Source organism: Sulfuritalea sp. (genome assembly GCF_031426875.1).
GTDB lineage: Bacteria > Pseudomonadota > Gammaproteobacteria > Burkholderiales > Rhodocyclaceae > Sulfuritalea.
In genome coordinates this window covers 17,099-41,201 of the sequence record NZ_JASJPC010000048.1, presented here as the reverse complement: position 1 = coordinate 41,201, position 24,103 = coordinate 17,099, and the positions used below count along the sequence as shown (strand labels likewise).

Annotated in this window: 28 protein-coding genes; 25 read left to right on the top strand and 3 right to left on the bottom strand. The window is 64.4% G+C overall.

Annotation, left to right across the window (positions count from 1 at the left end):
• The first annotated feature begins 143 nt into the window (after positions 1 to 143).
• The 5 genes from RMO95_RS19005 to RMO95_RS18985 all read left to right on the top strand — a co-directional run bounded on the left by RMO95_RS19005 (position 144) and on the right by RMO95_RS18985 (position 2,096).
• Positions 144 to 422 carry a BrnT family toxin gene (locus tag RMO95_RS19005; protein WP_310452235.1) on the top strand — a complete coding sequence of 93 codons (279 nt, stop codon included), beginning with the start codon at positions 144 to 146 and terminating at the stop codon, positions 420 to 422.
• Positions 397 to 672, top strand: coding sequence for a BrnA antitoxin family protein (locus tag RMO95_RS19000; protein ID WP_310452234.1), 276 nt, complete (start codon positions 397 to 399; stop codon positions 670 to 672). Before RMO95_RS19005 ends, RMO95_RS19000 begins: the two co-directional genes overlap by 26 nt.
• Before the next feature lie 75 nt (positions 673 to 747).
• Positions 748 to 1,134, top strand: coding sequence for a hypothetical protein (locus tag RMO95_RS18995; protein ID WP_310452233.1), 387 nt, complete (start codon positions 748 to 750; stop codon positions 1,132 to 1,134).
• A 74-nt stretch (positions 1,135 to 1,208) separates the two neighbouring features.
• Positions 1,209 to 1,685, top strand: a complete 477-nt coding sequence (locus RMO95_RS18990) for a hypothetical protein (protein ID WP_310452232.1) — start codon at positions 1,209 to 1,211, stop codon at positions 1,683 to 1,685.
• A 135-nt stretch (positions 1,686 to 1,820) separates the two neighbouring features.
• The gene (locus RMO95_RS18985; RefSeq protein WP_310452231.1) at positions 1,821 to 2,096 is read left to right on the top strand and encodes a hypothetical protein; all 276 of its coding nucleotides are present in this window, start codon (positions 1,821 to 1,823) and stop codon (positions 2,094 to 2,096) included.
• Positions 2,097 to 2,135: 39 nt separating this feature from the next.
• Here RMO95_RS18985 and RMO95_RS18980 read toward each other — a convergent pair whose 3' ends face one another.
• Both RMO95_RS18980 and map read right to left on the bottom strand, forming a co-directional pair.
• Complete coding sequence (locus tag RMO95_RS18980; RefSeq protein ID WP_310452230.1) at positions 2,136 to 4,715, bottom strand: [protein-PII] uridylyltransferase; 2,580 nt, start codon at positions 4,713 to 4,715, stop codon at positions 2,136 to 2,138.
• A 40-nt stretch (positions 4,716 to 4,755) separates the two neighbouring features.
• On the bottom strand, positions 4,756 to 5,565 hold the full coding sequence (gene map, locus RMO95_RS18975; protein WP_310452229.1) for a type I methionyl aminopeptidase: 810 nt from the start codon (positions 5,563 to 5,565) through the stop codon (positions 4,756 to 4,758).
• A 238-nt stretch (positions 5,566 to 5,803) separates the two neighbouring features.
• Here map and rpsB point away from each other — a divergent pair, with 238 nt between their 5' ends.
• From rpsB to RMO95_RS18895, 16 genes are all read left to right on the top strand, one after another.
• A complete protein-coding gene (gene rpsB, locus RMO95_RS18970; protein ID WP_310452228.1) occupies positions 5,804 to 6,553 on the top strand; it encodes a 30S ribosomal protein S2 in 750 nt (249 codons plus the stop codon).
• Between the two features lie 120 nt (positions 6,554 to 6,673).
• On the top strand, positions 6,674 to 7,588 hold the full coding sequence (tsf, locus tag RMO95_RS18965) for a translation elongation factor Ts (RefSeq protein WP_310452227.1): 915 nt from the start codon (positions 6,674 to 6,676) through the stop codon (positions 7,586 to 7,588).
• 8 nt (positions 7,589 to 7,596) lie between these two features.
• Positions 7,597 to 8,313, top strand: a complete 717-nt coding sequence (gene pyrH, locus RMO95_RS18960; protein ID WP_310452226.1) for a UMP kinase — start codon at positions 7,597 to 7,599, stop codon at positions 8,311 to 8,313.
• 16 nt (positions 8,314 to 8,329) lie between these two features.
• Positions 8,330 to 8,887: a ribosome recycling factor gene (gene frr / locus RMO95_RS18955; RefSeq protein WP_310452225.1), complete on the top strand. Its 558-nt coding sequence runs from the start codon at positions 8,330 to 8,332 to the stop codon at positions 8,885 to 8,887.
• A gap of 68 nt (positions 8,888 to 8,955) precedes the next feature.
• On the top strand, positions 8,956 to 9,771 hold the full coding sequence (uppS, locus tag RMO95_RS18950; protein WP_310452224.1) for a polyprenyl diphosphate synthase: 816 nt from the start codon (positions 8,956 to 8,958) through the stop codon (positions 9,769 to 9,771).
• A 1-nt stretch (position 9,772) separates the two neighbouring features.
• A complete protein-coding gene (locus RMO95_RS18945; RefSeq protein WP_310452223.1) occupies positions 9,773 to 10,585 on the top strand; it encodes a phosphatidate cytidylyltransferase in 813 nt (270 codons plus the stop codon).
• Positions 10,579 to 11,757: a 1-deoxy-D-xylulose-5-phosphate reductoisomerase gene (gene ispC / locus RMO95_RS18940; RefSeq protein WP_310452240.1), complete on the top strand. Its 1,179-nt coding sequence runs from the start codon at positions 10,579 to 10,581 to the stop codon at positions 11,755 to 11,757. The genes RMO95_RS18945 and ispC overlap by 7 nt, the downstream gene beginning before the upstream one ends.
• Positions 11,754 to 13,127 (top strand): RIP metalloprotease RseP, encoded by a 1,374-nt coding sequence (gene rseP / locus RMO95_RS18935; RefSeq protein WP_310452222.1) that lies wholly within the window; start codon positions 11,754 to 11,756, stop codon positions 13,125 to 13,127. Before ispC ends, rseP begins: the two co-directional genes overlap by 4 nt.
• Before the next feature lie 15 nt (positions 13,128 to 13,142).
• Positions 13,143 to 15,422: an outer membrane protein assembly factor BamA gene (gene bamA / locus RMO95_RS18930; RefSeq protein ID WP_310452221.1), complete on the top strand. Its 2,280-nt coding sequence runs from the start codon at positions 13,143 to 13,145 to the stop codon at positions 15,420 to 15,422.
• Positions 15,423 to 15,443: 21 nt separating this feature from the next.
• Positions 15,444 to 15,944, top strand: a complete 501-nt coding sequence (locus tag RMO95_RS18925) for an OmpH family outer membrane protein (protein WP_310452220.1) — start codon at positions 15,444 to 15,446, stop codon at positions 15,942 to 15,944.
• A 116-nt stretch (positions 15,945 to 16,060) separates the two neighbouring features.
• A complete protein-coding gene (gene lpxD, locus RMO95_RS18920) occupies positions 16,061 to 17,086 on the top strand; it encodes a UDP-3-O-(3-hydroxymyristoyl)glucosamine N-acyltransferase (RefSeq protein ID WP_310452239.1) in 1,026 nt (341 codons plus the stop codon).
• A gap of 35 nt (positions 17,087 to 17,121) precedes the next feature.
• Positions 17,122 to 17,559 (top strand): 3-hydroxyacyl-ACP dehydratase FabZ, encoded by a 438-nt coding sequence (gene fabZ, locus RMO95_RS18915; protein WP_310452238.1) that lies wholly within the window; start codon positions 17,122 to 17,124, stop codon positions 17,557 to 17,559.
• A complete protein-coding gene (lpxA, locus tag RMO95_RS18910; RefSeq protein ID WP_310452237.1) occupies positions 17,556 to 18,332 on the top strand; it encodes an acyl-ACP--UDP-N-acetylglucosamine O-acyltransferase in 777 nt (258 codons plus the stop codon). The genes fabZ and lpxA overlap by 4 nt, the downstream gene beginning before the upstream one ends.
• Positions 18,332 to 19,474, top strand: a complete 1,143-nt coding sequence (gene lpxB / locus RMO95_RS18905) for a lipid-A-disaccharide synthase (RefSeq protein ID WP_310452219.1) — start codon at positions 18,332 to 18,334, stop codon at positions 19,472 to 19,474. The genes lpxA and lpxB overlap by 1 nt, the downstream gene beginning before the upstream one ends.
• Positions 19,471 to 20,046, top strand: coding sequence for a ribonuclease HII (gene rnhB / locus RMO95_RS18900; RefSeq protein ID WP_310452218.1), 576 nt, complete (start codon positions 19,471 to 19,473; stop codon positions 20,044 to 20,046). Before lpxB ends, rnhB begins: the two co-directional genes overlap by 4 nt.
• Positions 20,043 to 20,831, top strand: a complete 789-nt coding sequence (locus tag RMO95_RS18895; protein WP_310452217.1) for an RNA methyltransferase — start codon at positions 20,043 to 20,045, stop codon at positions 20,829 to 20,831. The genes rnhB and RMO95_RS18895 overlap by 4 nt, the downstream gene beginning before the upstream one ends.
• Before the next feature lie 50 nt (positions 20,832 to 20,881).
• On the opposite strand, the gene RMO95_RS18890 is transcribed toward RMO95_RS18895, so the two are convergent.
• Positions 20,882 to 21,178: an HU family DNA-binding protein gene (locus tag RMO95_RS18890; RefSeq protein WP_310452216.1), complete on the bottom strand. Its 297-nt coding sequence runs from the start codon at positions 21,176 to 21,178 to the stop codon at positions 20,882 to 20,884.
• A gap of 297 nt (positions 21,179 to 21,475) precedes the next feature.
• On the opposite strand from RMO95_RS18890, the gene RMO95_RS18885 reads away from it, so the two are divergent.
• The 4 genes from RMO95_RS18885 to rimI are packed head-to-tail and all read left to right on the top strand — an operon-like array spanning position 21,476 to position 23,950.
• On the top strand, positions 21,476 to 21,928 hold the full coding sequence (locus RMO95_RS18885; protein WP_310452215.1) for an NfeD family protein: 453 nt from the start codon (positions 21,476 to 21,478) through the stop codon (positions 21,926 to 21,928).
• Between the two features lie 11 nt (positions 21,929 to 21,939).
• Positions 21,940 to 22,794 (top strand): SPFH domain-containing protein, encoded by an 855-nt coding sequence (locus tag RMO95_RS18880; RefSeq protein ID WP_310452214.1) that lies wholly within the window; start codon positions 21,940 to 21,942, stop codon positions 22,792 to 22,794.
• Between the two features lie 26 nt (positions 22,795 to 22,820).
• The gene (tsaB, locus tag RMO95_RS18875) at positions 22,821 to 23,510 is read left to right on the top strand and encodes a tRNA (adenosine(37)-N6)-threonylcarbamoyltransferase complex dimerization subunit type 1 TsaB (RefSeq protein WP_310452213.1); all 690 of its coding nucleotides are present in this window, start codon (positions 22,821 to 22,823) and stop codon (positions 23,508 to 23,510) included.
• A 17-nt stretch (positions 23,511 to 23,527) separates the two neighbouring features.
• Positions 23,528 to 23,950, top strand: coding sequence for a ribosomal protein S18-alanine N-acetyltransferase (gene rimI / locus RMO95_RS18870; protein WP_310452212.1), 423 nt, complete (start codon positions 23,528 to 23,530; stop codon positions 23,948 to 23,950).
• Positions 23,951 to 24,103 lie beyond the last annotated feature (153 nt).

The window sequence follows — 24,103 nt, the reverse complement described above, 5'->3', positions numbered from 1 at the left end:
CGTACGTCCGGTGGTGTGGGAGGGAGGGGCCGTGAGGCTTCTTCCTATCCCGATTCGGCCCCACTTTCACGGAGAATCGCAGGGTGTGTTTGTGCATACAATAAACCTTGACGCACCACTTATTTGTGCATACACTCTAGTGCATGAAAGTTGACTTCGACCCGATCAAGAACGAGAGAAACATCAAAGAGCGTCAACTCTCATTCGAACGAGCAGCAGAAGTCGATTTCAATACTGCGCTGGTGTTTCCTGACACCCGAAAGGCATATGGCGAAACCCGTTACATCGCGCTGTGCTACCTGGATCGCCGGCTGCATGTGCTGTGCTTTACCGAGACCGAGACGGGCATTCGGGTAATCAGTTTCCGTAAGGCAAATACGAGAGAGGCGAATAGATATGGCAAGCCGCAAACCCTTGATTGATACTGACGGCGAGGTTCGCGAACTGACGGCCGAGGATATGGCGAAGTTCAAGCCGGCCGCTGAGGTATTGCCACTGTCGCTTAGGAAGAAACTAGCTGTTCGTGGCCCTCAGAAGACACCGACCAAAGAGCGCATCACCATTCGGTTGTCGCGAGAAGTGGTAGAGCAATTCCGCGAAAGTGGCGAGGGCTGGCAAACCCGCGTGGACGCTGCCTTGCGCGAGTGGCTCAAGAATCATTCTCCGGCGTAGGCCATTGCTCTATTCACACGCGTGGCGCAGTTTCAACGTTGAACTGCAACAAGCCCCAGATCCGAGCACGGCCGCGTGAGTAGCGGACTCGAACTGTACGACTCCCGTATCGACGAGCTGCGGATCGTCGACGCCGATGCGCGGGTGCACTTCTCGCATGCCTCTATTCTCAAATCCAAGGGCGCGCCCGGTCGTGACGGCGGCAGCGGCTGGAGCCAGGAGGCGCTTCTGGTCATCGGGGGCGCGGTGGTCACCGCGCCGTTGCCGATTTTGCCGAATACGATTGCTGACGGCTGCCTGCTGGTCGGCGGCATCAAGCATGCTTTGCTGCCCCTGCCCTTCAAGCGCAAAGCCGAGGTGGACCTTTCGCTGGTTTTCTCCGATGGCACCCGCTTGCGGATTGCCGGCCGCGGCGCTGTGGTGGAACTTCTCGGCAAGGCGACTTATCTTGAGGACTTTTGAGTGAGCTTAGACAGCCGGCGTTCTCGGCATCCTGTCGCTGCCGTGGTTGCTGATCCCGCGGTGAGATCCTGACCGTGGCCGCGGTGTGGCTCAGCGGACTTTCCGCGTTTGCGCTGCTGGCGGGCATTGCCTGGTATCTGGCGCCGCTGCAGCCGAACATCCTCGCGCTGCAATTGGCGTTTTCGCCGCGGGCGTTTGCCGAGGTGATCCACGCCTGGTCGGCCGCGGATCTGCTGCGCTATCGCGCGCATCTGCCCTACGACTACCTGCTGCTGGCCTGCTACGGCTCCTTCGGCTACCTGCTGGTTTCCCGCTCCACGCTGTTCGCGGCGCAGCCGGCGGCCTTGCGCAATTTCGCGATGTGGCTGCTGCCGCTGGCCGCCGCCTGCGACGCCACGGAGAATGCCTTCCACTGGTGGCTGACGGAAGTTCCGCGCTTCGACATCGCCTGGGTCTACGGCGTTTCCGCCGCCTGCGCGGCAGGCAAGTGGCTGCTGTTGCTGGGCTTCTGGCTGGCTGTGCTGTATGCGCTGGATCGGCGCAAGGACTGAGCGCCCGGTAAATGGGCAGGCCGGGCGCTTTCGCCGCCGTGCCGCCAGCACCAACTGTTGCAGTGCGTCACAATGAATCTGCGGCCATCTCCGCCGCGGGTCTAGAATGCGCAAAAAACGAGAAGGAGGGAATCGATGAAATATCACATCGAGAAGCAGGGTGACGAGGTGGTCATCAGTTTCGACCAGCAGGACGAACAGGCTCAGGCGATGATCGAGGCCATCGGCCGCTGCCGGCAAAGCGCGTGGGCTTGCCCCTCCGGCGAGTGCATGAAGATTGCCGACATGGAAACCCGTGCCGATGGCGGCACGCTGGCGGTCAGGCTGAAGCCGCGTTCCGACCTCGCGCTGAGCGTGGTCAGCATCGGCGAGTGCCTGAAGTACCAACTGCCCAAGGAAATCCAGACCTGACGTTTGCCGGCTTGCGCGACAGCGCGGGCCGGGCGGCGATCAGACCTGCAGCGCCTTGAGCAGGTCCTGTTCCAGCCGGACCAGCGTCGCGGTCTGCGCCAGTTCCTTGCCGCTGATGAGGAAGACGTCTTCGACGCGTTCGCCGAGCGTGGCGATCTTCGCCGTGTGCAGGGTGATGCCATGCTGGCCCAGCACGCGGGCGATGGCGTAGAGCAGGCCGGGGCGGTCGGCGGCACTGAGCGACATCAGGTAGTGGCTGCCGCGCTCGTCGGCGCGAATCTCGATTTCCGGCGTCACCGGGAAATGGCGCACCAGTCGCGACAGGCGCCCGCCGAAGCCGCTCGGCAGCGGCGGCAGTTGCGTCAGCTGTTCGATGATGTCGTGCTCGATGAGGCCGATCATGTCGCGGTAGGGCATGGTCGCATCGAAGGCGAAGACCACGAAGCTGTCCAGCGCGTAGCCATGGCGCGTGGTGTGGATCTTCGCATCGACGATGCTGTAGCCGAGCTTGGCGAAAAAGCCGCAAAGGCGGGCGAACAGCAGCGGCTGGTCCTGCACATAGACCATCACCTGCAGCCCGGCGCCCATCGGATTGAGGCGCGCGCGCACCACCGGCTTTTCGCTCGACGGGCAATGATAGAGGGTGCGCGTATGCCAGGCGATTTCGTCGGCGGCGTGGCGCATGAAATAGCCGGTGTCGAGCTGGCTCCATAGATCGAGTTCGATGTCGGGACGCAGGCCGTGGTAGCGCAGGATGCGCCGCGCCTCCTCCTGCCGCTCGGCGACCCCGGACAGTTGCAGCACGGCGGTGCCCTTGAGCACGCCGGCAGTCATGCGGAACAGGTCTTCCAGCAGCTTGCCCTTCCAGGCGTTCCACACCTTCGGGCTGGTGCCGCGAATGTCGGCCACGGTGAGCAGGTAGAGCGCGGTGAGCCGGCGCATGTCGCCGACGCTGGCGGCGAAGGCAAGTACGACTTCGGGATCGGCCAGATCCTGCTTCTGCGCGACCTGCGACATGGTCAGGTGCTTTTCGACGAGGAACACCACCAGCTCGGCATCCTCGCCGCTGATGCCGTGGTCGCGACAGAAGCGCGCGGCATCCTTCTTGCCGAGTTGGGAGTGGTCGCCGCCGCGCCCCTTGGCGATGTCGTGGAACAGCGCGCCGATATACAGCAGCCAGCGCTTGTCGAAGCCGGCCATCAGCCGCGAACAGAACGGGTATTCGTGGGCGTGCTCGGGCATGGCGAAGCGCCGCAGGTTGCGCATCACCTGCAGGATGTGCTGATCGACGGTGTAGACATGAAACAGGTCGTGCTGCATCTGGCCGACGATATGGCCGAAGGCCGGCAGGTAGCGGCCGAGGATGTCGAACTGGTTCATCCGGCGCAGGGGGCTGATCAGGTGCTGCTGCTGGAACAGCTTGAGAAACAGCTCGCGGTTCGCCGGGTCGCGGCGGAAGGCGGCGTCGATGCCGCCTTGCGCGCGCCACAGGGCACGCAGGGTGCGCGGCGTCATGCCCTTGAGTTCCGAGCGCTGCATCTGCAGCAGGAAGCATTCGAGGATGGTGCGCGGCAGGCGCTGGAAAATATCCTCCTCGCGCACGTCGAGCTGTTCGCGCACCATCTGGAAGTGGCTGTCGATGACGATCGGCGCCGCCGCCTGCGCCGGCTGTAGACGATCGGCCAGCACCTGCATGACGAGCAAATTGAGCTGGGTGACCAGCTTGGCGTTGCGGTAGTAGTGCTGCATCAGCACTTCGGAGGCGCGCTTGGCCTCGGTTGGGGCGATGCCCATCGCGGCGGCAAGCTTTTCTTGGTGGTCGAACAGCAGGCGGTCTTCGCGGCGGCCGGCGAGCAGGTGCAGTTCGATGCGCAGATCGGCCAGCATGCGGTCGACGCGTTCGAACTGGCGCACCTCGGGCGCCGTGATCAGGCCGGCCCGCGCCAGGTCTTTCCAGTCGTCGCCGATGCCGGCTGCTCGCGCCACCCACTGGATCACCTGCAGGTCGCGCAGGCCGCCGGGGTTTTCCTTGCAGTTCGGCTCCAGGCTGTAAGGCGTGTCGTTGAACTTGGCGTAGCGCTCGGCCTGCTCCAGTTGCTTGGCCTTGAAGAAATCCGCGGGTTGCAGCGCCGCGTTGTAGCTTTGCTCGAAATCTTCATACAGCGCATGCGCGCCGGTCAGGTAGCGGGCTTCGAGCAGCGAGGTCTGCACGGTGATGTCGCGCTCGGCTTCGTCCAGGCAGTGATCGACGGTACGCACACTGTGGCCGATGTCGAGGCCGATGTCCCACAGCAGGCCGATCAGTTGTTCGAGTTGCGGCGCGGCGGCGCATTCGGTGCTCGTATGTTGTTCGTCCGGCACCAGGATCAGCAGATCCACGTCGGAGCCGGGGTAGAGCTGGCCGCGGCCGTAGCCGCCGACGGCCACCAGCGCGCAGGTGTCGGGCATGGCCAGTGCGGTCCACAGGTCCTGCAGCACGCCGTCGACCAGAGCGGCGCGCCCTGCGAGCAGGGTGGGGCCGTGCTTGTCCTGGCGCCAGGCGGCGGCCAGCGCCTGCTGCCCCGCGGTGAGGCGCTGGCGCGCGGCGCCCGTCAGTTCGCGCAGGTCGAGTTCGCTCATACCCGTTGCATCGCAGGCAGCCGGTCCGGAGCCGGGCGGCTCAGGGAGTGATCCGGATGTGGGGCGGGCAGGGCGGTGCGCCGGCCGACATGGTCATCACCTCGACACCGGTTTCGGTGACGTAGACGGTGTGCTCCCATTGCGCGGACAGGCTGCGATCCTTGGTGATGATGGTCCAGCCGTCGGGCAGTTCGGAAATCGCCGCCTTGCCGGCGTTGATCATCGGTTCGATGGTGAACACCATGCCGGGCACCAGCAGGGGGCCGTCGCTGGCCTTGCCGTAGTGCAGCACCTGCGGTTCCTCGTGGAAGTTGCGGCCGATGCCATGGCCGCAGAATTCGCGCACCACGGAGAAACCGGCGCCTTCGGCATGCTTCTGGATCGCGGCGCCGACCGCGCCCAGATGCACCCCGGGCCGGACCTGCGCGATGCCGACCCACATGCATTCGTGGGTCATGGCCACCAGGCGCCTGGCGAGGATCGAGGTTTCGCCGACGCAGAAGGTGCGGCTGGTGTCGCCGTGCCAGCCGTTCTTGATCGTGGTGATGTCGAGGTTGACGATGTCGCCTTTTTTCAGCGAGCGGTCGTTGGGCACGCCGTGGCAGACCTGGTGATTGACCGAGGCACAGATCGATTTGGGGTAGGGCGCATAGCCCGGCGGCGCGTAATTGAGCGGCGCCGGGATGCAGCCCTGGACCTCGACCATGTAGTCGTGGCAGAGCCGGTCCAGCTCCGCCGTGGTGATGCCGGGCTTGACGAAGGGCTCGATGTAATCGAGGACTTCGCCGGCCAGACGGCAGGCGACCCGCATCTCGGCGATGTCTTGGGTGGTTTTTATTGAAATGGCCATGAATGCAGGGCACGGTTGGGGGAAGGCCATACATTTTAACCTCAGGCTGCCCTGGTCGGGCGCCCGAAAGCGCCATGCATCTTGTGTCGGACTGCCATCGCCGGCTATAATCGCGGGCTTGTCCGGGATGGTCCCGGGCAAAATCCACACGCTTGGCGCCGATAGGGTGGCTTTTCACGCGGAATATGCGGAAAGCAGCACGGCCAGGCGGAGGTTTAACCCATATCGGAGATAGTCCATGAGCACAACCATGCGCCAGATGCTGGAGGCCGGCGTTCACTTCGGCCACCAGACCCGTTTCTGGAACCCCAAGATGGCCCCGTACATTTTCGGCCATCGCAACAAGATCCACATCATCAACCTCGAAAAGACCCTGAGCAAGTATCAGGAAGCGATGACGTTCGTGCGCAAGATGGCGGCCAAGAAGGGCACCATCCTGTTCGTCAGCACCAAGCGCCAGGCGCGCGAAATCATCGCCGAGGAAGCCCAGCGTTGCGGCATGCCTTACGTCGATGACCGCTGGCTGGGCGGCATGATGACCAACTTCAAGACGCTGAAGCTTTCGGTCAAGCGCCTCAAGGACCTGGAAACCGCCATGTCGGAAGGCAACTTCGAGAAGCTGTCGAAGAAGGAAACCCTGACCCTGCAGCGCGAAATGGACAAGCTGAAGAAGTCCATCGGCGGCATCAAGGACATGGGCGGCCTGCCCGACGCGATTTTCATCATCGACGTCGGCTACCACAAGATCGCCATTACCGAAGCCGGCAAGCTCGGCATCCCGGTGATCGGCGTGGTCGATACCAACCATTCCCCGGAAGGCGTGAGCTACGTCATTCCCGGCAATGACGACTCCTCCGGCGCGATCCGCCTGTATGCCCGCGGTGTGGCCGATGCCATCCTCGAAGGCAAGAGCCAGGGTATCAACGAGGTGGTGCAGCAGCTGGCCGGCGACGACGAGTTCGTCGAAGTCTCGGACGCGGCTGAGTAAGGACTAGGCATCAGCCACAGAGATCACAGAGGACACAGAGAAGAGCAGGGGGTTTCCTCTGTGATCTCTGTGCCCTCTGTGGCTAACAGGTTCTAAGGTTTTGATTCTGGAGTAAGAGCAATGGCGGAAATTACCGCAAGCATGGTCAAGGAACTGCGCGAGAAGACCGACGCGCCGATGATGGAATGCAAGAAGGCGCTGACCGAAGCCGGCGGCGACATGGCGAAAGCCGAAGAAATCCTGCGCGTCAAGCTGGGCAACAAGGCCAGCAAGGCCGCGACCCGCGTCGCGGCCGAGGGCGTGGTGGCGATCCACATCGCCGGCGACGGCAAGCTTGGCAGCATTTTCGAAATCAACAGCGAGACCGACTTCGTCGCCAAGAACGACGAGTTCCTCAAGCTGGCCGCCGACTGCGCGCGCCTGGTGGCCGAGCAGAACCCGGCCGACGTCGCCGCGCTTGCCGCCCTGCCCCTGGGCGAAGGCACGGTCGAATCCACCCGCTCCGCGCTGGTGGGCAAGATCGGCGAGAACATGAGCATCCGCCGCTTTGTGCGCGTCGCGGCCCAGGGCAAGCTGGCTTCCTACATCCATGGCGGCTCGAAGATCGGCGTGCTGGTGGACGTGGTCGGTGGTGACGAACAACTGGCCAAGGATCTGGCGATGCACATCGCCGCCTCGAAGCCGAAGTCGCTCGATTCGTCGGGCGTGCCCGCCGAGCTGCTGGATACCGAGCGCCGCATCGCGATCGAAAAGGCACGCGAAGCCGGCAAGCCGGAAGCCATGCTGGAAAAGATCGCCGAAGGCACGGTGCAGAAGTACCTGAAGGACGTCACGCTGCTGGGCCAGGTCTTCGTCAAGGCCGAGGACGGCAAGCAGACCATCGAAGCCTTGCTGAAGGCCAAGGGCGCTTCGGTGGCCAGCTTCACGCTGTTCATTGTCGGTGAAGGCATCGAGAAGAAGGTCAATGACTTCGCCGCCGAAGTGGCTGCGCAGGCGGCTGCGGCTGCGAAGAAGGACGAGCCGGGCAAGGACTGAGCTACGCCATGACCGCACCGAAATACCGCCGCATCCTGCTCAAGCTGTCCGGCGAGGCGCTGATGGGGAATGATGCCTACGGCATCAATCCGTCGGTGCTGGCCGCCGTCGTGGCGGAAATCAAGGCGGTGACCGATCTCGGCGTCGAACTCGGCGTGGTGATCGGCGGCGGCAACATCTTTCGCGGCATCGGCGGCACGGCCACCGGCATGGATCGCGCCACGGCCGACTACATGGGCATGCTGGCGACGGTGATGAACGCCATGGCGCTGTCGGATGCGATGCGCCAGGCGGGGATCAACGCCCGCGTGCAGTCGGCGCTGAACATCGAGCAGGTGGTCGAGCCCTACATCCGCGGCAAGGCGATTCGCTACCTCGAAGAGGGCAAGGTGGTGATTTTCGGTGCCGGCACCGGCAATCCCTTCTTCACCACCGACACCGCGGCGGCGCTGCGCGGCTCGGAAATCGGCGCCGAGATGGTGTTGAAGGCGACCAAGGTCGATGGCATCTACACCGCGGACCCGAAGAAGGATCCGGCGGCCACCCGCTTCACCCGGATCAGCTTCGACGAAGCGATCGGACGCAATCTGGCGGTGATGGATGCGACGGCGTTTGCGCTGTGTCGCGACCAGAAACTGCCGATCAACGTGTTCTCGATCTTCAAGACCGGCGCCTTGAAGCGCGTGGTGATGGGCGAGGACGAGGGCACCCTGGTTCACGTTTAGATTTTAGGAGTGGGGCATGATTCCCGAACTGAAAAAGACGTCTGAACAAAAGATGCAGAAGAGCCTGGAGGCGCTCAAGGCCGACCTGGCCAAGGTACGCACCGGGCGGGCGCATACCGGCATTCTCGATCATGTCCATGTGGACTACTACGGATCGCCGGTGCCGATCACCCAGGTCGCCAATGTGACCCTGATCGACGCCCGTACCATCGGCGTGCAGCCCTGGGAAAAACCCATGGTGGGCAAGGTGGAAAAGGCGATCCGCGATTCCGACCTGGGCCTCAATCCTTCGACCCAGGGCGAGATCATTCGCGTGCCGATGCCGGCCCTGACCGAGGAGCGCCGCCGCGACCTGATCAAGGTGATCAAGCACGAGGGCGAGAACGCCAAGGTGGCGATCCGCAACCTGCGCCGCGACGCGATCACGCACCTGAAGGACGCGCTGAAGAAGAAGGAAATCTCGGAAGACGACGAACGCCGCGCCCTTGACGACATGCAGCGCCTCACCGACCGCTATGTCGCCGAAGTCGACCGGGCGCTGGCGGACAAAGAGAAGGACCTGATGGCGATCTGATTCCGGATCGCCGGTGCGCCGCCATCGGCTTGCGCAGCAGATTGAATCATCGCTTCTGAGAGGGTGTCATGGCAGGAAAGTTCACCAGCTCGACGCAGGCAATTCCCAACGTGGGCGACATGCCGCGCCACATTGCCATCATCATGGATGGCAACGGGCGCTGGGCGAAAAGGCGCTTCATGCCGCGCGTCGCGGGCCACAAGCGCGGGGTGGAGACGGTGCGGGCGATGGTCAAGGCCTGCATCGCACGCGGGGTCGACTACCTGACCCTGTTTGCCTTTTCCTCGGAAAACTGGCGGCGTCCGGCCGAGGAAGTCTCCTTCCTGATGAGCCTGTTCATCAACGCACTGCAGGGCGAAATCGGCAAACTCCATGCCAACGGCGTGCGGCTGAAAGTGGTCGGCGACCTGTCCGCCTTCGAACCGCGGCTGGTCGCGCTGATCCGCGAAGGCGAGGCGACCACGGCCAACAATTCCCGCCTGACGCTGACCATCGCCGCCAACTACGGCGGGCGCTGGGACATCCTGCAGGCCATGAACCAATTGGCGCTGGCCCATCCGGAAAAGGCCGGCTGCTACGGCGAGGCGGACCTGGCGCCGCACCTGGTGATGGCCTACGCGCCGGAACCCGACTTGTTCATCCGCACCGGCGGCGAGCAGCGCATCAGCAATTTCCTGCTCTGGCAACTGGCCTACAGCGAACTGCATTTCACCGACACCCTGTGGCCGGATTTCGACGAGCCGGCGCTGGATGCGGCGATCGCCTCCTACCGGCGGCGCGAGCGCCGCTTCGGGCGCACCAGCGAGCAACTCGCCGAACAGCCGGCCGCTCAGGCGCTCGGCGTATTGCCAGCGCCAACTCTTGCACCGTCATCCCGCGACTGAGATGCTGAAGACGCGGGTCGTCACCGCACTGCTGCTGGTTGCCGGTCTCGCGCTGATCCTGTTCGCCCTGCCGCCGCTGGCGGCGGTGCTGGCCTTTGCCGCGATTGCCGCGCTGGCGGCCTGGGAGTGGGGCGGCCTGATGCGCCAGGACCAGCCGGCGCGGGTCATGTATGCATTTGTGCTGGTGCTGTTCTGCTGGCAGTTGACGGTGGCGGCAGCGCAACTGGTGCCGGTGCTGCTCGGCGTCGCGGCGGTGTTCTGGATCCTGGTGGTGCCGCTGTGGTTCCGCTACCGATGGCGGCTTGCCGGCAACGACTTTTTCGGCTACCTGCTGGGCGCCTTGGTGATCCTGCCGACCTGGGCCGCGATGGTGGCCCTGCATGCGGTGAGCACCTGGCTGCTGCTGGCCGCCATGGCGCTGGTTTGGGTGGCCGACATTTCCGCCTATTTCGCCGGCCGCGCATTTGGTAAACACGGCCGGCACAAGCTGGCGCCGACCATCAGCCCCGGCAAGACCTGGGAAGGCGTGGCCGGCGCCGTGGTCGGCGTGCTGATCTACGGTGCCATCGTGCTGAGCTATTCGCCGCTGGCGGGCAGCTTGCCGCTGGCATGGCCGCTGTTGGCGCTGCTGCTGATCCTGCTCACCGCGGCGAGCGTGATCGGCGACTTGTTCGAATCGCTGCTGAAGCGTCAGGCCGGCATCAAGGACAGCAGCAATCTGCTGCCGGGCCACGGCGGGGTGCTCGATCGCATCGATGCACTGACCTCCACCCTGCCGCTGGCGGCCCTGATCCTGTACCTGGTTAAATCATGAAACTGACTATTCTCGGCGCCACCGGTTCCATCGGCGTCAGCACGCTCGACGTGGTGGCGCGCCATCCGGAACGCTTCGAGGTGGTGGCCCTGACCGGGCATCGCCAGGTTGAGGTTCTTGCCGCGCAGTGCCGCCGCTTCCGTCCGGCCTATGCGGTGGTGGGCGGTGCGGAGGATGCCCTGCGCCTGGCGCGCATGCTCAGGGACGCCGGCCTCGCCACCGAGGTGTTGCACGGCGCCGAGGCGCTGGTGCAGGTCGCCAGCCTGCCCGAGGTCGATGCGGTGATGGCCGCCATCGTCGGTGCCGCGGGCCTGTCGCCGACGCTCGCCGCCGCGCGTGCGGGCAAGCGCGTGCTGCTGGCCAACAAGGAAGCGCTGGTGATGGCCGGCGCGGTGTTCATGAGTGAGGCGCGGCAGGCCGGCGCGCTGCTGCTGCCGATCGACAGCGAACACAACGCGGTGTTCCAGTCGATGCCGCACAACTACGCGGGCGACATGGCGCGCGGCGCGGTCAGGCGCATCCTGCTGACCGCCTCGGGCGGACCGTTCCGCAATACGCCGCTGGCAGCGCTGACCGAGGTGACGCCGGAGCAGGCGGTGGCCCATCCCAATTGGGTGATGGGCAGAAAAATTTCGGTCGATTCGGCGACCATGATGAACAAGGGTCTCGAAGTCATCGAGGCGCACTGGCTGTTCAATGCCCCGGCCGACAGCATCGAAGTGGTGATCCACCCGCAGAGCATGATTCATTCCCTGGTGGATTATGCGGACGGTTCGGTGCTGGCCCAGCTCGGCAATCCCGACATGCGCACGCCGATCGCCCACGCCCTGGCCTGGCCCGAGCGGATCGATTCCGGGGTGGCGCCGCTCGACTTGTTCGCCGTGGCGCAGCTGAGTTTCGAGCGCCCGGACCTGGCGCGCTTTCCCTGTCTCGACCTGGCCTATCGCGCCTTGCGTGCCGAAGGCAATGCGGCAGCCGTGCTGAATGCCGCCAACGAAGTCGCAGTGACCGCGTTTCTCGACCGTCGCCTGTCTTTCCTCGGCATTCCCGATCTGATCGCGGCCACGCTCGATGTCGTGCCGCAGGCCGCCGTGCCCGACCTTGCCGCGGTGCTGGAGGCCGACCGCCAGGGGCGGGCGGCAGCCCTCGATATCCTTTCGCGCATGTCATGAACCCGGAACTGCTGGCCTGGTATGTTGGCGCCTTCCTGCTGGCACTGGCGGTGCTGGTTGTGGTGCACGAGATGGGCCACTACCTGGCGGCGCGCGCCTGCAATGTCAAGGTCCTGCGCTTTGCCTTCGGTTTCGGCAAGGTGCTCTGGATGCGGCGCCAAGGCCGCGACGGCACCGAGTGGGCGATCTCTGCGTTTCCGCTGGGCGGCTACGTCAAGATGCTCGACGAGCGCGAGGGCGAGGTTGCCGCCGCGGAACTGCCGCGCGCCTTCAACCGCCAGTCGGTGGGCCGCCGCGCCTTCATCGTGGCGGCCGGTCCGGTGGCGAATTTCCTGCTGGCGATCGTCTTGTACTGGTTCCTCTTCATGGCCGGCGTCACCGAGCTCAAGCCCCGCCTCGGACCGCCGCCGGCAGGCACGCCGGCGGCGCTGGCCGGCATCGGCGAGGGCATGACGGTGCGCGCGGTGAATGGCCAGGCGATCCAGACCTGGCAGGAACTGCGCTGGGAAACCATGCGCCGCGCCCTGGATCAGGAGCCGCTGCAACTGGAGGTGATCAGCCTGCATGGCGAGGCAGGGATGCACCGTATCGCCAGCGATCGCTTCGATCTCGAAGAACTCGAAAAGGATCCCCTGCGCACGCTGGGGCTGGTGCTTTACCGGCCGCGCCTGCCGGCCGTGGTGGGTCGCGTGCTGCCCGGTTCGGCGGCTGCGGCAGCGGGATTTCGCGATGACGATAGAATACTGGCGATCGACGGCAAGGCGATTGCCCTCTGGGCCGAACTGGCGGCAACCGCCGGCGCCGCGCCGGGCCGTGAGCTGAAATTCGCCATTGAGCGCGACGGTCGCCAGCTCGAGCTGGTTGCCGCTCCGCGCCTGGCCGAAGAGGGTGGGCACAAGCTCGGACGGCTGGGCCTGATGGCCAAGGAGGGCAAGGGCGAGGCCTTCGAGATGACGACGGTCGTCAGCTACGGCCCCCTGGATTCGATTGCGCGTTCGCTGGCGCAGACCTGGGACACCTCTATCCTCAGCCTGCGCATGATGGGCCGCATGCTGACCGGCGAGCTGTCATGGAAGAATCTCTCCGGGCCGGTGACCATCGCCGACTACGCGGGCCAGTCGGCACGCCTCGGCCCCAGCTATTACCTGCGCTTTCTGGCCTTGATCAGTATCAGTCTCGGTGTGCTCAACCTGCTACCGGTGCCGGTTCTGGACGGGGGGCATTTGATGTATTATCTCGTCGAATTTATCAAGGGTGGACCAGTGTCCGAACGGGCTCTGGAAATCGGCCAACAGATCGGTTTCGCCCTGCTGGCGCTGCTTATGGCTTTTGCCTTCTACAACGATATCAACCGTCTTGTTTCCGGCTAATTTCCGTTCAAACACATGAATAAAAAACTGCTCGCCGGTCTGGTCGCTTCCCTGCTGGCACACTCGGCCTGGGCGTTCGATCCATTCCAGATCAAGGATATCCGGGTCGAAGGCATACAGCGCACCGAGGCCGGCACGGTGTTTTCCTACCTGCCGGTCAAGGTCGGCGACACCATGAACGACGAAAAGGCGGCAGCCGCGATCAAGGCGCTGTTCGCCACCGGTTTCTTCAAGGACGTGCGCCTGGAGATCGACGGCCAGGTGCTGGTGGTGGTGCTTGAAGAGCGTCCGGCGATCGCTTCGCTCGATTTCTCCGGCCTCAAGGCCTTCAAGCCGGAAGACCTGAAGAAGTCGCTGCGCGAGGTCGGTCTTGCCGAGTCGCGCATCTTCGACCGCGCCATGGTCGAACGCGCCGAACAGGAACTCAAGCGCCAATACCTGGCCCAGGGACACTATGCGGTCCAGGTGACGACCACCATCACGCCGCTGGAACGCAATCGCGTCGGGGTTAACTTCGCCGTCACCGAGGGCGACATCGCCAAGATCAAGCAGATCAACATCATCGGCGCCGGCGCCGTCAAGGAATCCGAGTTGCTCGACCTGATGGTGCTGCGCACGCCGGGCTGGCTGACCTGGTACACCAAGAACGATCAATACTCGAAGCAGAAACTCTCCGGCGATCTGGAAACCCTGCGCTCCCATTACCTCGACCGCGGCTATCTCGAATTCAACATCGAGTCGACCCAGGTATCGATATCGCCGGACAAGCAGGACATCTACATCACCGTCAACATCACTGAGGGCGAGAAGTACACGGTCTCTGCGGTCAAGCTGGCCGGCCAGTTGCTGCTGCCCGAAGAGGAATTGACCAAGCTGGTGCAGGTGAGGCCCGGTGAAGTGTTCTCGCGCGAGAAGATGGCCGACACCACCAAGGCCATCAGCGAGCGTCTGGGCAATGAAGGCTATGCGTTTGCCAACGTCAATGCGGCACCGGAACTGGACAAGGAAAAGCGCCAGGTGGCGTTCACCGTGTACATCGACCCGGGGCGCCGCGTCTACGTGCGCCGCATCAACGTGACCGGCAACACGCGGACCCGCGATGAAGTGGTGCGGCGTGAATTGCGCCAGACCGAGTCCGCCTGGTATGACGGCGAGAGGATCAACAAGTCGCGCACGCGCGTCGATCGGCTGGGGTATTTCGACGAGGTGTCGGTGGAAACGCCGCCGGTCGCCGGCACCACCGACCAGGTCGACATGGAAGTCAAGGTCAAGGAAAAGCCCACCGGCAACATCATGCTCGGAGCGGGTTTCTCCAGCGCTGAAAAATTCACGCTGTCCGGTTCGGTGCAGCAGCAGAACCTGTTCGGCAGCGGCAAGCACATCGGCGTCCAGGTCAGCACCAGCAAATCGAACAAGGTCTATTCCCTGTCGCATACCGACCCGTATTTCACGGTCGACGGCATCAGCCAGGGCTTCGACATCTACGTGCGCAACACCGACACCAGCACCCTTTCGGTCGGCAGCTTCGGCTCGGATTCGGCCGGTGGCGGCGTGCGCTGGGGGCTGCCGATCGGCGAGGACGACTACCTCAACCTCGGCGTCTCGATCGACCGTACCACGCTCAAGACCGACGCCAACAGCCCGCTGCGCTACCAGGACTACGTGACCCGCTTCGGTGCCAGGAGCAACACCCTGTTGACCACGATCGGCTGGCAGAAGGATGAACGCGACAGCCTGCTGGTGACCACCAAGGGTGTTTTGCGGCGCGCGGTACTCGAAGTTTCCCTGCCGGGCAGCACGGCGACCTATGTTCGTGCCACCTATCAGCACCAGCATTTTTTCCCCCTCGACCGCAGGCTCACGCTGGCGCTGAACGGCGAGGTGGGCGTGGCCCAGAAATATGGCGACAAGGAACTGCCCTTCTTCAAGAATTTCTACGCCGGCGGCATCGGCTCGGTGCGCGGCTTCGACTCGGGTTCCCTGGGGCCGCGCGATGCGGCTACCAACGAGGCGGTCGGCGGCAGCAAGCGGCTGATCGGCAACGTCGAACTGCTGTTCCCCGTGCCCGGCATGGGGCGCGACAATTCGATGCGCCTCTCCGGCTTCCTCGATGCTGGCAATGTCTGGGGTTACGATAGCAAGTTCAGCTTGGGCAGCTTGCGCTACAGTGGCGGTATCGCGCTGTCGTGGAATTCGCCCATGGGTCCGCTCAAGTTCTCCTTTGCCAATCCGTTCAACAAAAAAACCGAAGACAAGGTGCAACGTCTGCAGTTCCAGATGGGCTCGGTCTTTTGATAGTCTGATTGTGAGAAAGTCATGCTGAAGAAATACATTCTTGCCGGTATTGCCCTGATCTCGTTCTCTGCCGCAGTCCTGGCCGAGAGCAAGATCGGCTTCGTCAATAGCCAGAAGATTCTCAACGACGCACCCCAGGCCGCGCGCGCCAAGAAGAAGATCGAAAAGGATTTCGAAAAGCGCGACCAGGAACTGCAGCGCATTGCCAAGCAGTTGCAGGGCATGCAGGAGACGCTGGACAAGAACGCGGTGACCATGGCCGAGAGCGAGCGACGCACCAAGGAGCGCGAGTTCGGCGAACTCAACCGCGATTTCCAGCGCAAGCAGCGCGAGTTCCGCGAGGATCTGAGCCAGCGCCAGAACGAGGAAATGGCCGCGATTTTCGAGCGCGTGAACAAGATCATCAAGCAGATCGCCGAAGCCGAGAAGTACGACATCATTTTCCAGGAGGCGGTCTACGCCAACCCGCGCATCGACATCACGGACAAGGTGATAAAGGCGCTGGGCGACGGCAACAAGTGATTCCCTTCCCATATCATCCGTGACTTTGTCGACTTCGCCTTGCCGTGCAATGTGCACTGTCTGCGGCTTGTCTTCGCGTCACAAATGATCTGGCAAAGGAATAGGACGCTTTGGCCGTGATGCTGCGGCTCGATGAGATCGTCGCACGTTTCGGCGGAGAGATAGTTGGCGCTGGCGACACGGTGATTTCCCGCATCGGCACCCTGGAAGGTGCCGGCCCCGGCGAACTGGCCTTCCTGGCCAACCCGAAGTACCGCCATCAGCTGGCCACCACCCGCGCCAGTGCGGTGATCATGGCGCCGCCCGAGGTGGCTGGTCCGGCAGCGGCAATCCTGACGCCGCAACCCTATCTGTATTACGCCCGCGTGGCGCAGTGGCTGAATCCCCCGCCCCTCGTCGTCGCCGGCATTCATCCCAGTGCCGTGGTCGAGGGCGAGGTGTCCGCCAAGGCCAGCATCGGACCCCAGGTCTGGATCGGCGCCGGCGCCAGGATCGCCGACGATGTGGTGATCGGCGCCAACTGCAGCATCGGCGCCGGGGTCGAGATCGGTGTCGGCACCCGACTGGCGGCCAATGTGACGATTTATTCCGGGGTCATCCTCGGGGCGCGCTGCCTGGTGCATTCCGCGGCGGTGATCGGCGCCGACGGCTTCGGCTTCGCGCGCGAGGCGGAGGGAGCCTGGGTCAAGATTCCGCAAGTCGGTCGCGTGCTGGTCGGCGACGATGTCGAGATCGGAGCCGGAACCACCATCGATCGCGGTGCGCTGGGCGACACGGTGATCGGCGACGGGGTCAAGCTCGACAACCAGATCCAGGTCGGACACAACGTGCACATCGGCGCCCACACTGCGATGGCCGGTTGCGTCGGCATCGCCGGCAGCGCGGTAATCGGCGCACGCTGCACGGTGGGCGGCGGCGCGGTGATCCTCGGACACCTGAGCATTGCCGATGACGTCAATGTGGCCGCCGGCACCCTGGTGGCCAAGTCGATTGGCAAAGCGGGAACCTACAGCGGCGCCGTGCCTTTCCTCGAACACGGCGACTGGCGGCGGAATTTTTCGCGGCTGCGCCATCTTGACGCGATGGCCGATAAAATCCGTGCCCTCGAACAACGGCTTGCCGCACTGGAGAAGAAATCATGAGTTCAGCCACCGCTGGCGGGGCAGTCGATTCCCGCATGGATATCCACGAAATCCTCAATTATCTGCCGCATCGCTATCCCTTCCTGCTGGTCGATCGCGTGCTCGACGTGGTGCCCGGCGAGCGCATCACGGCGCTCAAGAACGTCAGCATGAACGAGCCGTTCTTCCCCGGTCACTATCCGCATCATCCGGTGATGCCCGGCGTCCTGGTGGTCGAGGCGATGGCGCAGACCGCGGCGATCCTGTCCTTCAAGACCATGGATAGCAAGCCTGACGACAAGTCGGTTTACTACTTCGTCGGCATCGACAACGCGCGCTTCAAGAAGCCCGTCGGGCCCGGCGACCAACTGGTGATCGAAGTCACGCTCGCCGCCAACAAGCGCGGCATCTGGAAATTTTCGGCGACGGCGAAGGTCGATGGCCAGGTGGCTGCGGAAGCCGACCTGATCTGCGCCGTGCGACCGACGCCCTGATGAGCGTTCATCCCAGCGCCATCGTCCATCCCGCGGCGAAGCTCGGTCGCGGCGTGGTCATCGGTCCCTATTCGATCGTCGGCGAGCATGTCGAAATCGGCGATCACACGGTGATCGGCCCCCACGTCGTCCTCACCGGCCATACCCGGATCGGCAGCGACAACCGGATCTTCCAGTTCTGTTCCATCGGCGAACAGCCGCAGGACAAGAAGTATGCGGGCGAGCCGACCCGGCTCGAAATCGGCGACCGCAACACCATCCGCGAGTTCTGCACCTTCAATTGCGGCACGACGCAGGATGCCGGCGTGACGCGCCTCGGCAATGACAACTGGATCATGGCCTACGTGCATCTGGCGCACGATTGCCAGGTCGGCAACCAGACCATCTTCGCCAACAACGCGCAGATCGCCGGCCACGTGCAGGTCGAAGACTGGGCCATCCTTGGCGCCTACACGGCGGTGCACCAGTTCGTGCGCATCGGCGCCCACAGCATCACGGCGATGGGCACCATCCTGCTGCAGGATCTGCCGCCCTTCGTCATGGCCGCCGGCAATCCGGCCGTGCCGCGCAGCATCAACGCCGAGGGGCTCAAGCGCCGCGGCTTTTCGGCAGATGCCGTGGCGGCGGTCAAGCGCGCCTACAAGACGCTCTACAAGGCCGGCATGAAGCTCGACGAGGCGCGCGCCGTGATCGAAGCCGACTCGGCGGCGGTGCCCGAACTGGCCTTGCTGGCAGGCTTTCTCGCCCATCCCGGACGAGGAATCATTCGCTGATGGTGCGAATCGCCATGGTGGCGGGCGAAGCCTCCAGCGACCAGCTTGCCGCACATTTGATTACCGCGCTCAAACGGCACCTGCCGGAGGCGCAGTTTTACGGCATCGGCGGGCCGAAGATGCAGCGCGAGGGCTTCGATTCGCTGTGGCCGGCCGAAATGCTGGCGGTGCGCGGCTATGCAGAGGTCTTGCGGCACTATCGGGCCATCACCCGCATGCGCCGGCAACTCCTGCGCCGCCTGCTGCAGGACAAGCCGGATGTTTTCATCGGCGTCGACGGCTCGGATTTCAACCTCTGGCTGGAAAAGCGCCTCAAGGCGCGCGGCATTCCCACCATCCACTTCGTCAGTCCGTCGATCTGGGCCTGGCGCAAGAACCGCATGAGCCGGATCGTCGAGTCGGTGAGCCACATCCTCGCCCTCTATCCCTTCGAGCCCGAGTTGTATCGGGGCACTCCCGTCAAGTGCAGCTATGTCGGCCACCCGCTGGCCGACGTGATTCCGCTCGAAATCGACCGGCGCGCGGTGCGCGAACAGCTCGGTGTGGCGCAGGAGCGCCCGGTGATCGCCCTGCTGCCGGGCAGCCGCCAGTCCGAACTGCATTTCATGGCCGAGACATTTATCGAGACGGCCAAGCTGCTGCTGCAGCGTCATCCGCAATTGCAGTTCCTGGTGCCGCTGGTGTCGCGCGAGACGCGCCTGCAGTTCGAGACGGCGCTGTGGAAGCTCAAGGCCGACGAAATGCCCTTCACGTTGATGTTCGGCCACGCGGCGGAGGCGGTCGCCGCCAGCGATGCGGTACTCGTGGCGAGCGGCACCGCCACGCTGGAAACCGCCCTGGTCGGCCGGCCCATGGTGATCGCCTACAAGATGTCGCCGTGGTCCTGGCGCCTGATGCGCGGCATGCGCTATCTGCCCTGGGTCGGACTGCCGAACATTCTCGCCGGGCGCTATGTGGTGCCCGAGTTCCTGCAGGACGAGGCGACGCCCGAGAATCTCGCCCAGGCGCTGGGCAATCTGCTGGCGGACCGGCCGGCGCGCGCCGCCATCGCGCGCGTCTTCGCCGGCATCCACCGCCTGCTGCGGCAGAACACCGCGCAGAAGGCGGCCGACGCCGTGCTGCCCTATCTGCAGAAGGCATGATTCACCTGATATGCGGCGTCGATGAAGCCGGACGCGGCCCGCTTGCCGGGCCGGTCTATGCGGCCGCCGTGATTCTCGATCCGGCCAGGCCCATCGTCGGCCTGGCGGACTCCAAGAAGCTGTCCGCGCGCGCGCGCGAGCGCCTGGCGCTGGAAATACGCGAGAAGGCGCTGAGCTTCGGCATCGCCTCGGCATCGGTCGAGGAAATCGACAGCATCAATATCCTGCAGGCGACGCTGCTGGCCATGCGCCGCGCCGTGGAGGCGCTTGGCGTGCAGCCGCTGGAAGCGCTGATCGACGGCAACCGCTGCCCGCCGCTGGCGATGCCGGCACGCGCCATCGTCCGCGGCGATGCAACCGAGCCGGCGATTTCGGCGGCCTCGATTCTCGCCAAGACGGCGCGCGATGCCGAAATGCGGCGTATTCACGAGGCATTTCCCCAGTATGGGCTGGATCGCCACAAGGGCTATGACACCGCAATCCATCGGGCGGCCCTGCAGTTGTATGGGCCGGCGGCGTTCCACCGCAGAAGTTTTGCGCCGGTGCGGGCCCTGCTCGAAGGATCGCGATGAAGGATTCGCGCCACATCGTTTCGCGCGACAACCCGCTTTTCAAGTCGCTGCGCACGATCGCGGACGATCCGCGCCGGCACGGGTTCGCGCTTGCCGACGGGATACACCTGGTATCGACCTGCCTGACGCGCGGCGTTGCCATAGTCAAGCTGCTGGTGAGCGAGAGCGGGCTGAAAAATTCCGAGATCGCGGCCCTGCTTCCGGGGGCAGCGGGCATCGATTGTGTGGTCCTGCGCGACAACTTGTTTCGCGAAGTCTCCGGCGTCAGCACGCCGACCGGCATTGCCGCCGTGATCGCCATTCCGCGAGCGTCGGACGCAGCGCCGCAAGGCGATGCCGTGCTGCTCGACGCGGTGCAGGATGCGGGCAACGTCGGCGCCATCCTGCGCACCGCAGCCGCGGCCGGGGTGCATCAGGTCTTGCTGGGAACCGGCTGTGCCGGGGCATGGACGGCGCGCGTGCTGCGCGCCGGGCAGGGCGCACATTTTTCGCTGGCGATTCGCGAACAGGTGAATCTCGCGGCGGTGTTGGCGGCCCGTTCAGCCACTTCGGTTGCGACCGTGGCCAGTGGCGGTCGCGGCCTCTATGAACTCGACCTGAGCGGACCGCTGCTCTGGCTGGTGGGCAACGAGGGTGCGGGACTGTCTGCGGAACTCATCGCGGCGGCCGACCTGCGCACCACGATTCCGCTTGCCGGCGGCACCGAATCGCTGAACGTGGCGGCGGCCACCGCGGTGTGCCTGTTCGAGGCGAGCCGGCAGCGCTTGCAAGCCAACCGGGCCTGAAAACAAAAAGGCCCGCGCGAGGCGGGCCTGAAGCAAACCTGAAACGCTGTTTACTTCTTCTTGGCAGCCTTCTTGCCGGCCACTGCAGCCTTGAAGGTGGCACCGGCCGTGAAGCGCGGCACGGTGGTGGCAGCGATCTTGAGTTCCTTGCCGGTCTGCGGATTGCGGCCGACACGCGCGGCGCGCTTCGAGGACTTGAAGCTGCCGAAGCCGACCAGGGTAACGCTGTCACCCTTGGAGACGGCCTTGACGATGGCGGCGATGACAGCGGACAGCGCCTTCTCGGCAGCAGCCTTGCTGATATCGGCTTCTTTGGCGGTGATTTCGATCAGTTCAGACTTGTTCATGTGTGACCTCGTGGGAGTGATGATGGTAGTGGCGGGTTGAATTCTATGCGAATGGTAACGCAGTGTAATCAAGAATTCCCTGTCTGGATCAAGCTTTTTGAAAATTGTCTCAATGCTGCAGCGCCGCGGAATCGGGCTTCTCCGGTTGTTTGCCGCGGTCGGAATAATATGCCGGGGAGGGAAAGGCGCACGCGGCAAAGGCGATAAAATATTCGTTTTGGCAGTAGCGCCGGTTTCCGCCGCCGTTGCCGGGCGGCTGCTCTCAGCCGGAAGTTTCGGGAAAAGGACACAGGGAAAATGGAACTCGCCTGGTGGCACTGGATGGTGCTCGGCCTCGGCCTGGGGCTGCTCGAACTGGCCGTACCCAGTTTTTTCATCATCTGGTTCGGCCTCGGCGCGCTGCTGGTGGGTGTCGCCATGCTGGTTGTCCCGGAGATCGCATTTACCACGCAGATACTGCTGTGGACCGCCGCCTCGGTACTGATGACCATGCTCTGGTTCAAGGTTTTCCGCCGCGACGACGGCAAGACGCGGTCGGGCCAGGCCAACGAGGCGCTGGGCGAAATCGGCATCCTGGTGCGGGCGATCGAGCCGCTGGGTGTTGCGTCGGCACGCGGTGAAGTGCGTTTCCAGAAGCCGGTGATGGGCTCCGATGTCTGGCCCTGTCTCGCCGATGAAGCGATAGCCGCCGGCGAGCGGGTCAGGGTGTTGGCGGTGGACGGCCAGCTATTGAAGGTAGGCAAATACTGAAAGGGTCGGTGATGGGTGAGTTCGCGGTTTTTGTAATTGCAGTATTTGTCTTTGTCGCAGTCACCATCGCCAAGGGCGTGCGCATCGTGCCGCAGGGCGAGGAATGGATCGTCGAGCGCCTCGGCAAGTACCACGCCACGTTGCGTCCCGGCCTCAACATCATCATTCCCTACTTCGACCAGGTGCGTTACAAGCTGGTGACCAAGGACATCATCCTCGACGTCCAGGAACAGGAAGTCATCACCAAGGACAACGCGGTGATCCTGACCAATGCGATCGCCTTCATCAAGGTCACCGATCCGATCAAGGCGGTCTACGGCGTCACGGATTTCTCCGAGGCGATCCGCAACATGATCATGACCACCCTGCGCTCGATCATCGGCGAGATGACGCTGGACGAGGCGCTGTCCAACCGCGACAAGATCAAGGCCCGGTTGCGCGAAGGTGTCGCCGACGAGGCCATCGACTGGGGCCTGACCGTGAAGTCGGTCGAGATCCAGGACATCAACCCGTCGGAATCGATGCAGAAGGCCATGGAGGCGCAGGCCTCGGCCGAGCGCGAGCGCAAGGCCATGGTGACCAAGGCCGAGGGCACCAAGCAGTCCACCATCCTCAACGCCGAGGCGCAGCTGCAGGCCGCGCGCCTGCAGGCCGAAGCGCAGATCACGCTGGCCGACGCCTCGGCCGAGGCGATCCGCCGCGTGGCGGCCGCGATCGGCACGGAGGACGCGCCGATGCGCTACATGCTGGGCGAGAAGTACATCCATGCGATCGGCAACCTGGCCTCGTCGGACAATGCCAAGACGGTACTGATTCCGGCCGACATCCAGGACACGCTGCGCGGCATCCTCGGCAGCCGCAAGTAGGCGCGGCACCGGAGCTGACTGTTTCCATGCGCCTGCTGGCCTTCGAGACCGCGACACGACGCCTGTCGGTTGCGCTGTGGCAGGACGGCGCGCTCATCGAGCGCGCCGAGGAGCTGCCCAACGGCGGCTCCGAACGGCTCTTGCCCTGGGTGCACGAACTGCTGGCCGAGGCCGGCTGTTCGCTGACGCAGATCGACGGCATCGCCTTCGGCGCCGGGCCCGGCGGCTTCACCGGCCTGCGCCTGGCCTGCGGCGTGGCGCAGGGCCTGGCCTGGGGCCTCGACCGGCCGGTAGTGCCGGTATCGAGCCTCGAAGCGCTGGCACTGGCCTGCGGCGAACGCGAGGTCTGGGTCTGCCTCGATGCGCGCATGAACGAGGTATATAGCGCGGCCTATCGGGTCGGGGGCGACAGCGTGGAGCAACTCATGGCGCCTGCCTGCCTGCCGCCCGCCGTGGCGCCAGCGCCAACTCTTGCCGGCCTCTGGGCGATCGGCGACGGCTTCGCGGCCTACGGCGACTTGCTGCTCGCCGGCAAGCCGGACCTCGCCGGAGTGCGTGCCGATGCGTTTCCGACGGCTGCCGCCGTGCTGCGTCTCGCCGCGCCGATATTTGCCCAAGGCGGGGCGGTCGCGGCTGCCCAGGCGCAGCCCATTTACGTGCGCGACAAGGTGGCGCTGACCACCGCCGAACGCATGGCGCGCGGCGGACTTCGATAGTGCTGTGCTACCGGGCCATGACGGGCGACGATCTCGATGCGGTGGCGGAGGCGGAGCGGCGCATCTATGCCTTTCCCTGGACCCGCGGCAATTTTGCCGATTCCCTGGCGGCCGGCCATGACACCTGGCTGGCGCAGGAGCACGGACAGATGACCGGCTATGCCGTGATGATGCAGGTACTGGATGAGGCGCATCTACTGAACATTACCGTGCTGCCCGAACTGCAGCGCGGCGGTCGCGGCTCCGCCTTGCTGATGCATCTATTCGACCAGGCGCGGGCGCAGGCGGTAACGCGCATGCTGCTCGAAGTGCGCCCCGGCAACCTCGGCGGCCAGGCCTTGTATCGGCGCCACGGCTTCGCCGAAATCGGCCGCCGCCGCGATTATTATCCGGCGCATGAAGGCCGTGAGGATGCCATCGTGATGGCGCGCGATTTATGACGCAGGACGAGATTCTGCGCGAGATGGGCCTGGGGCCGGTCTGGAAACTGCGCGCCACGGCTGCCGCAATACCTGCGGCGGAATCTGTGACGGAACCCGTGACGGAACCCGTGACGGAACCCGTGACGGAACCCGTGACGGAACCCGTGACGG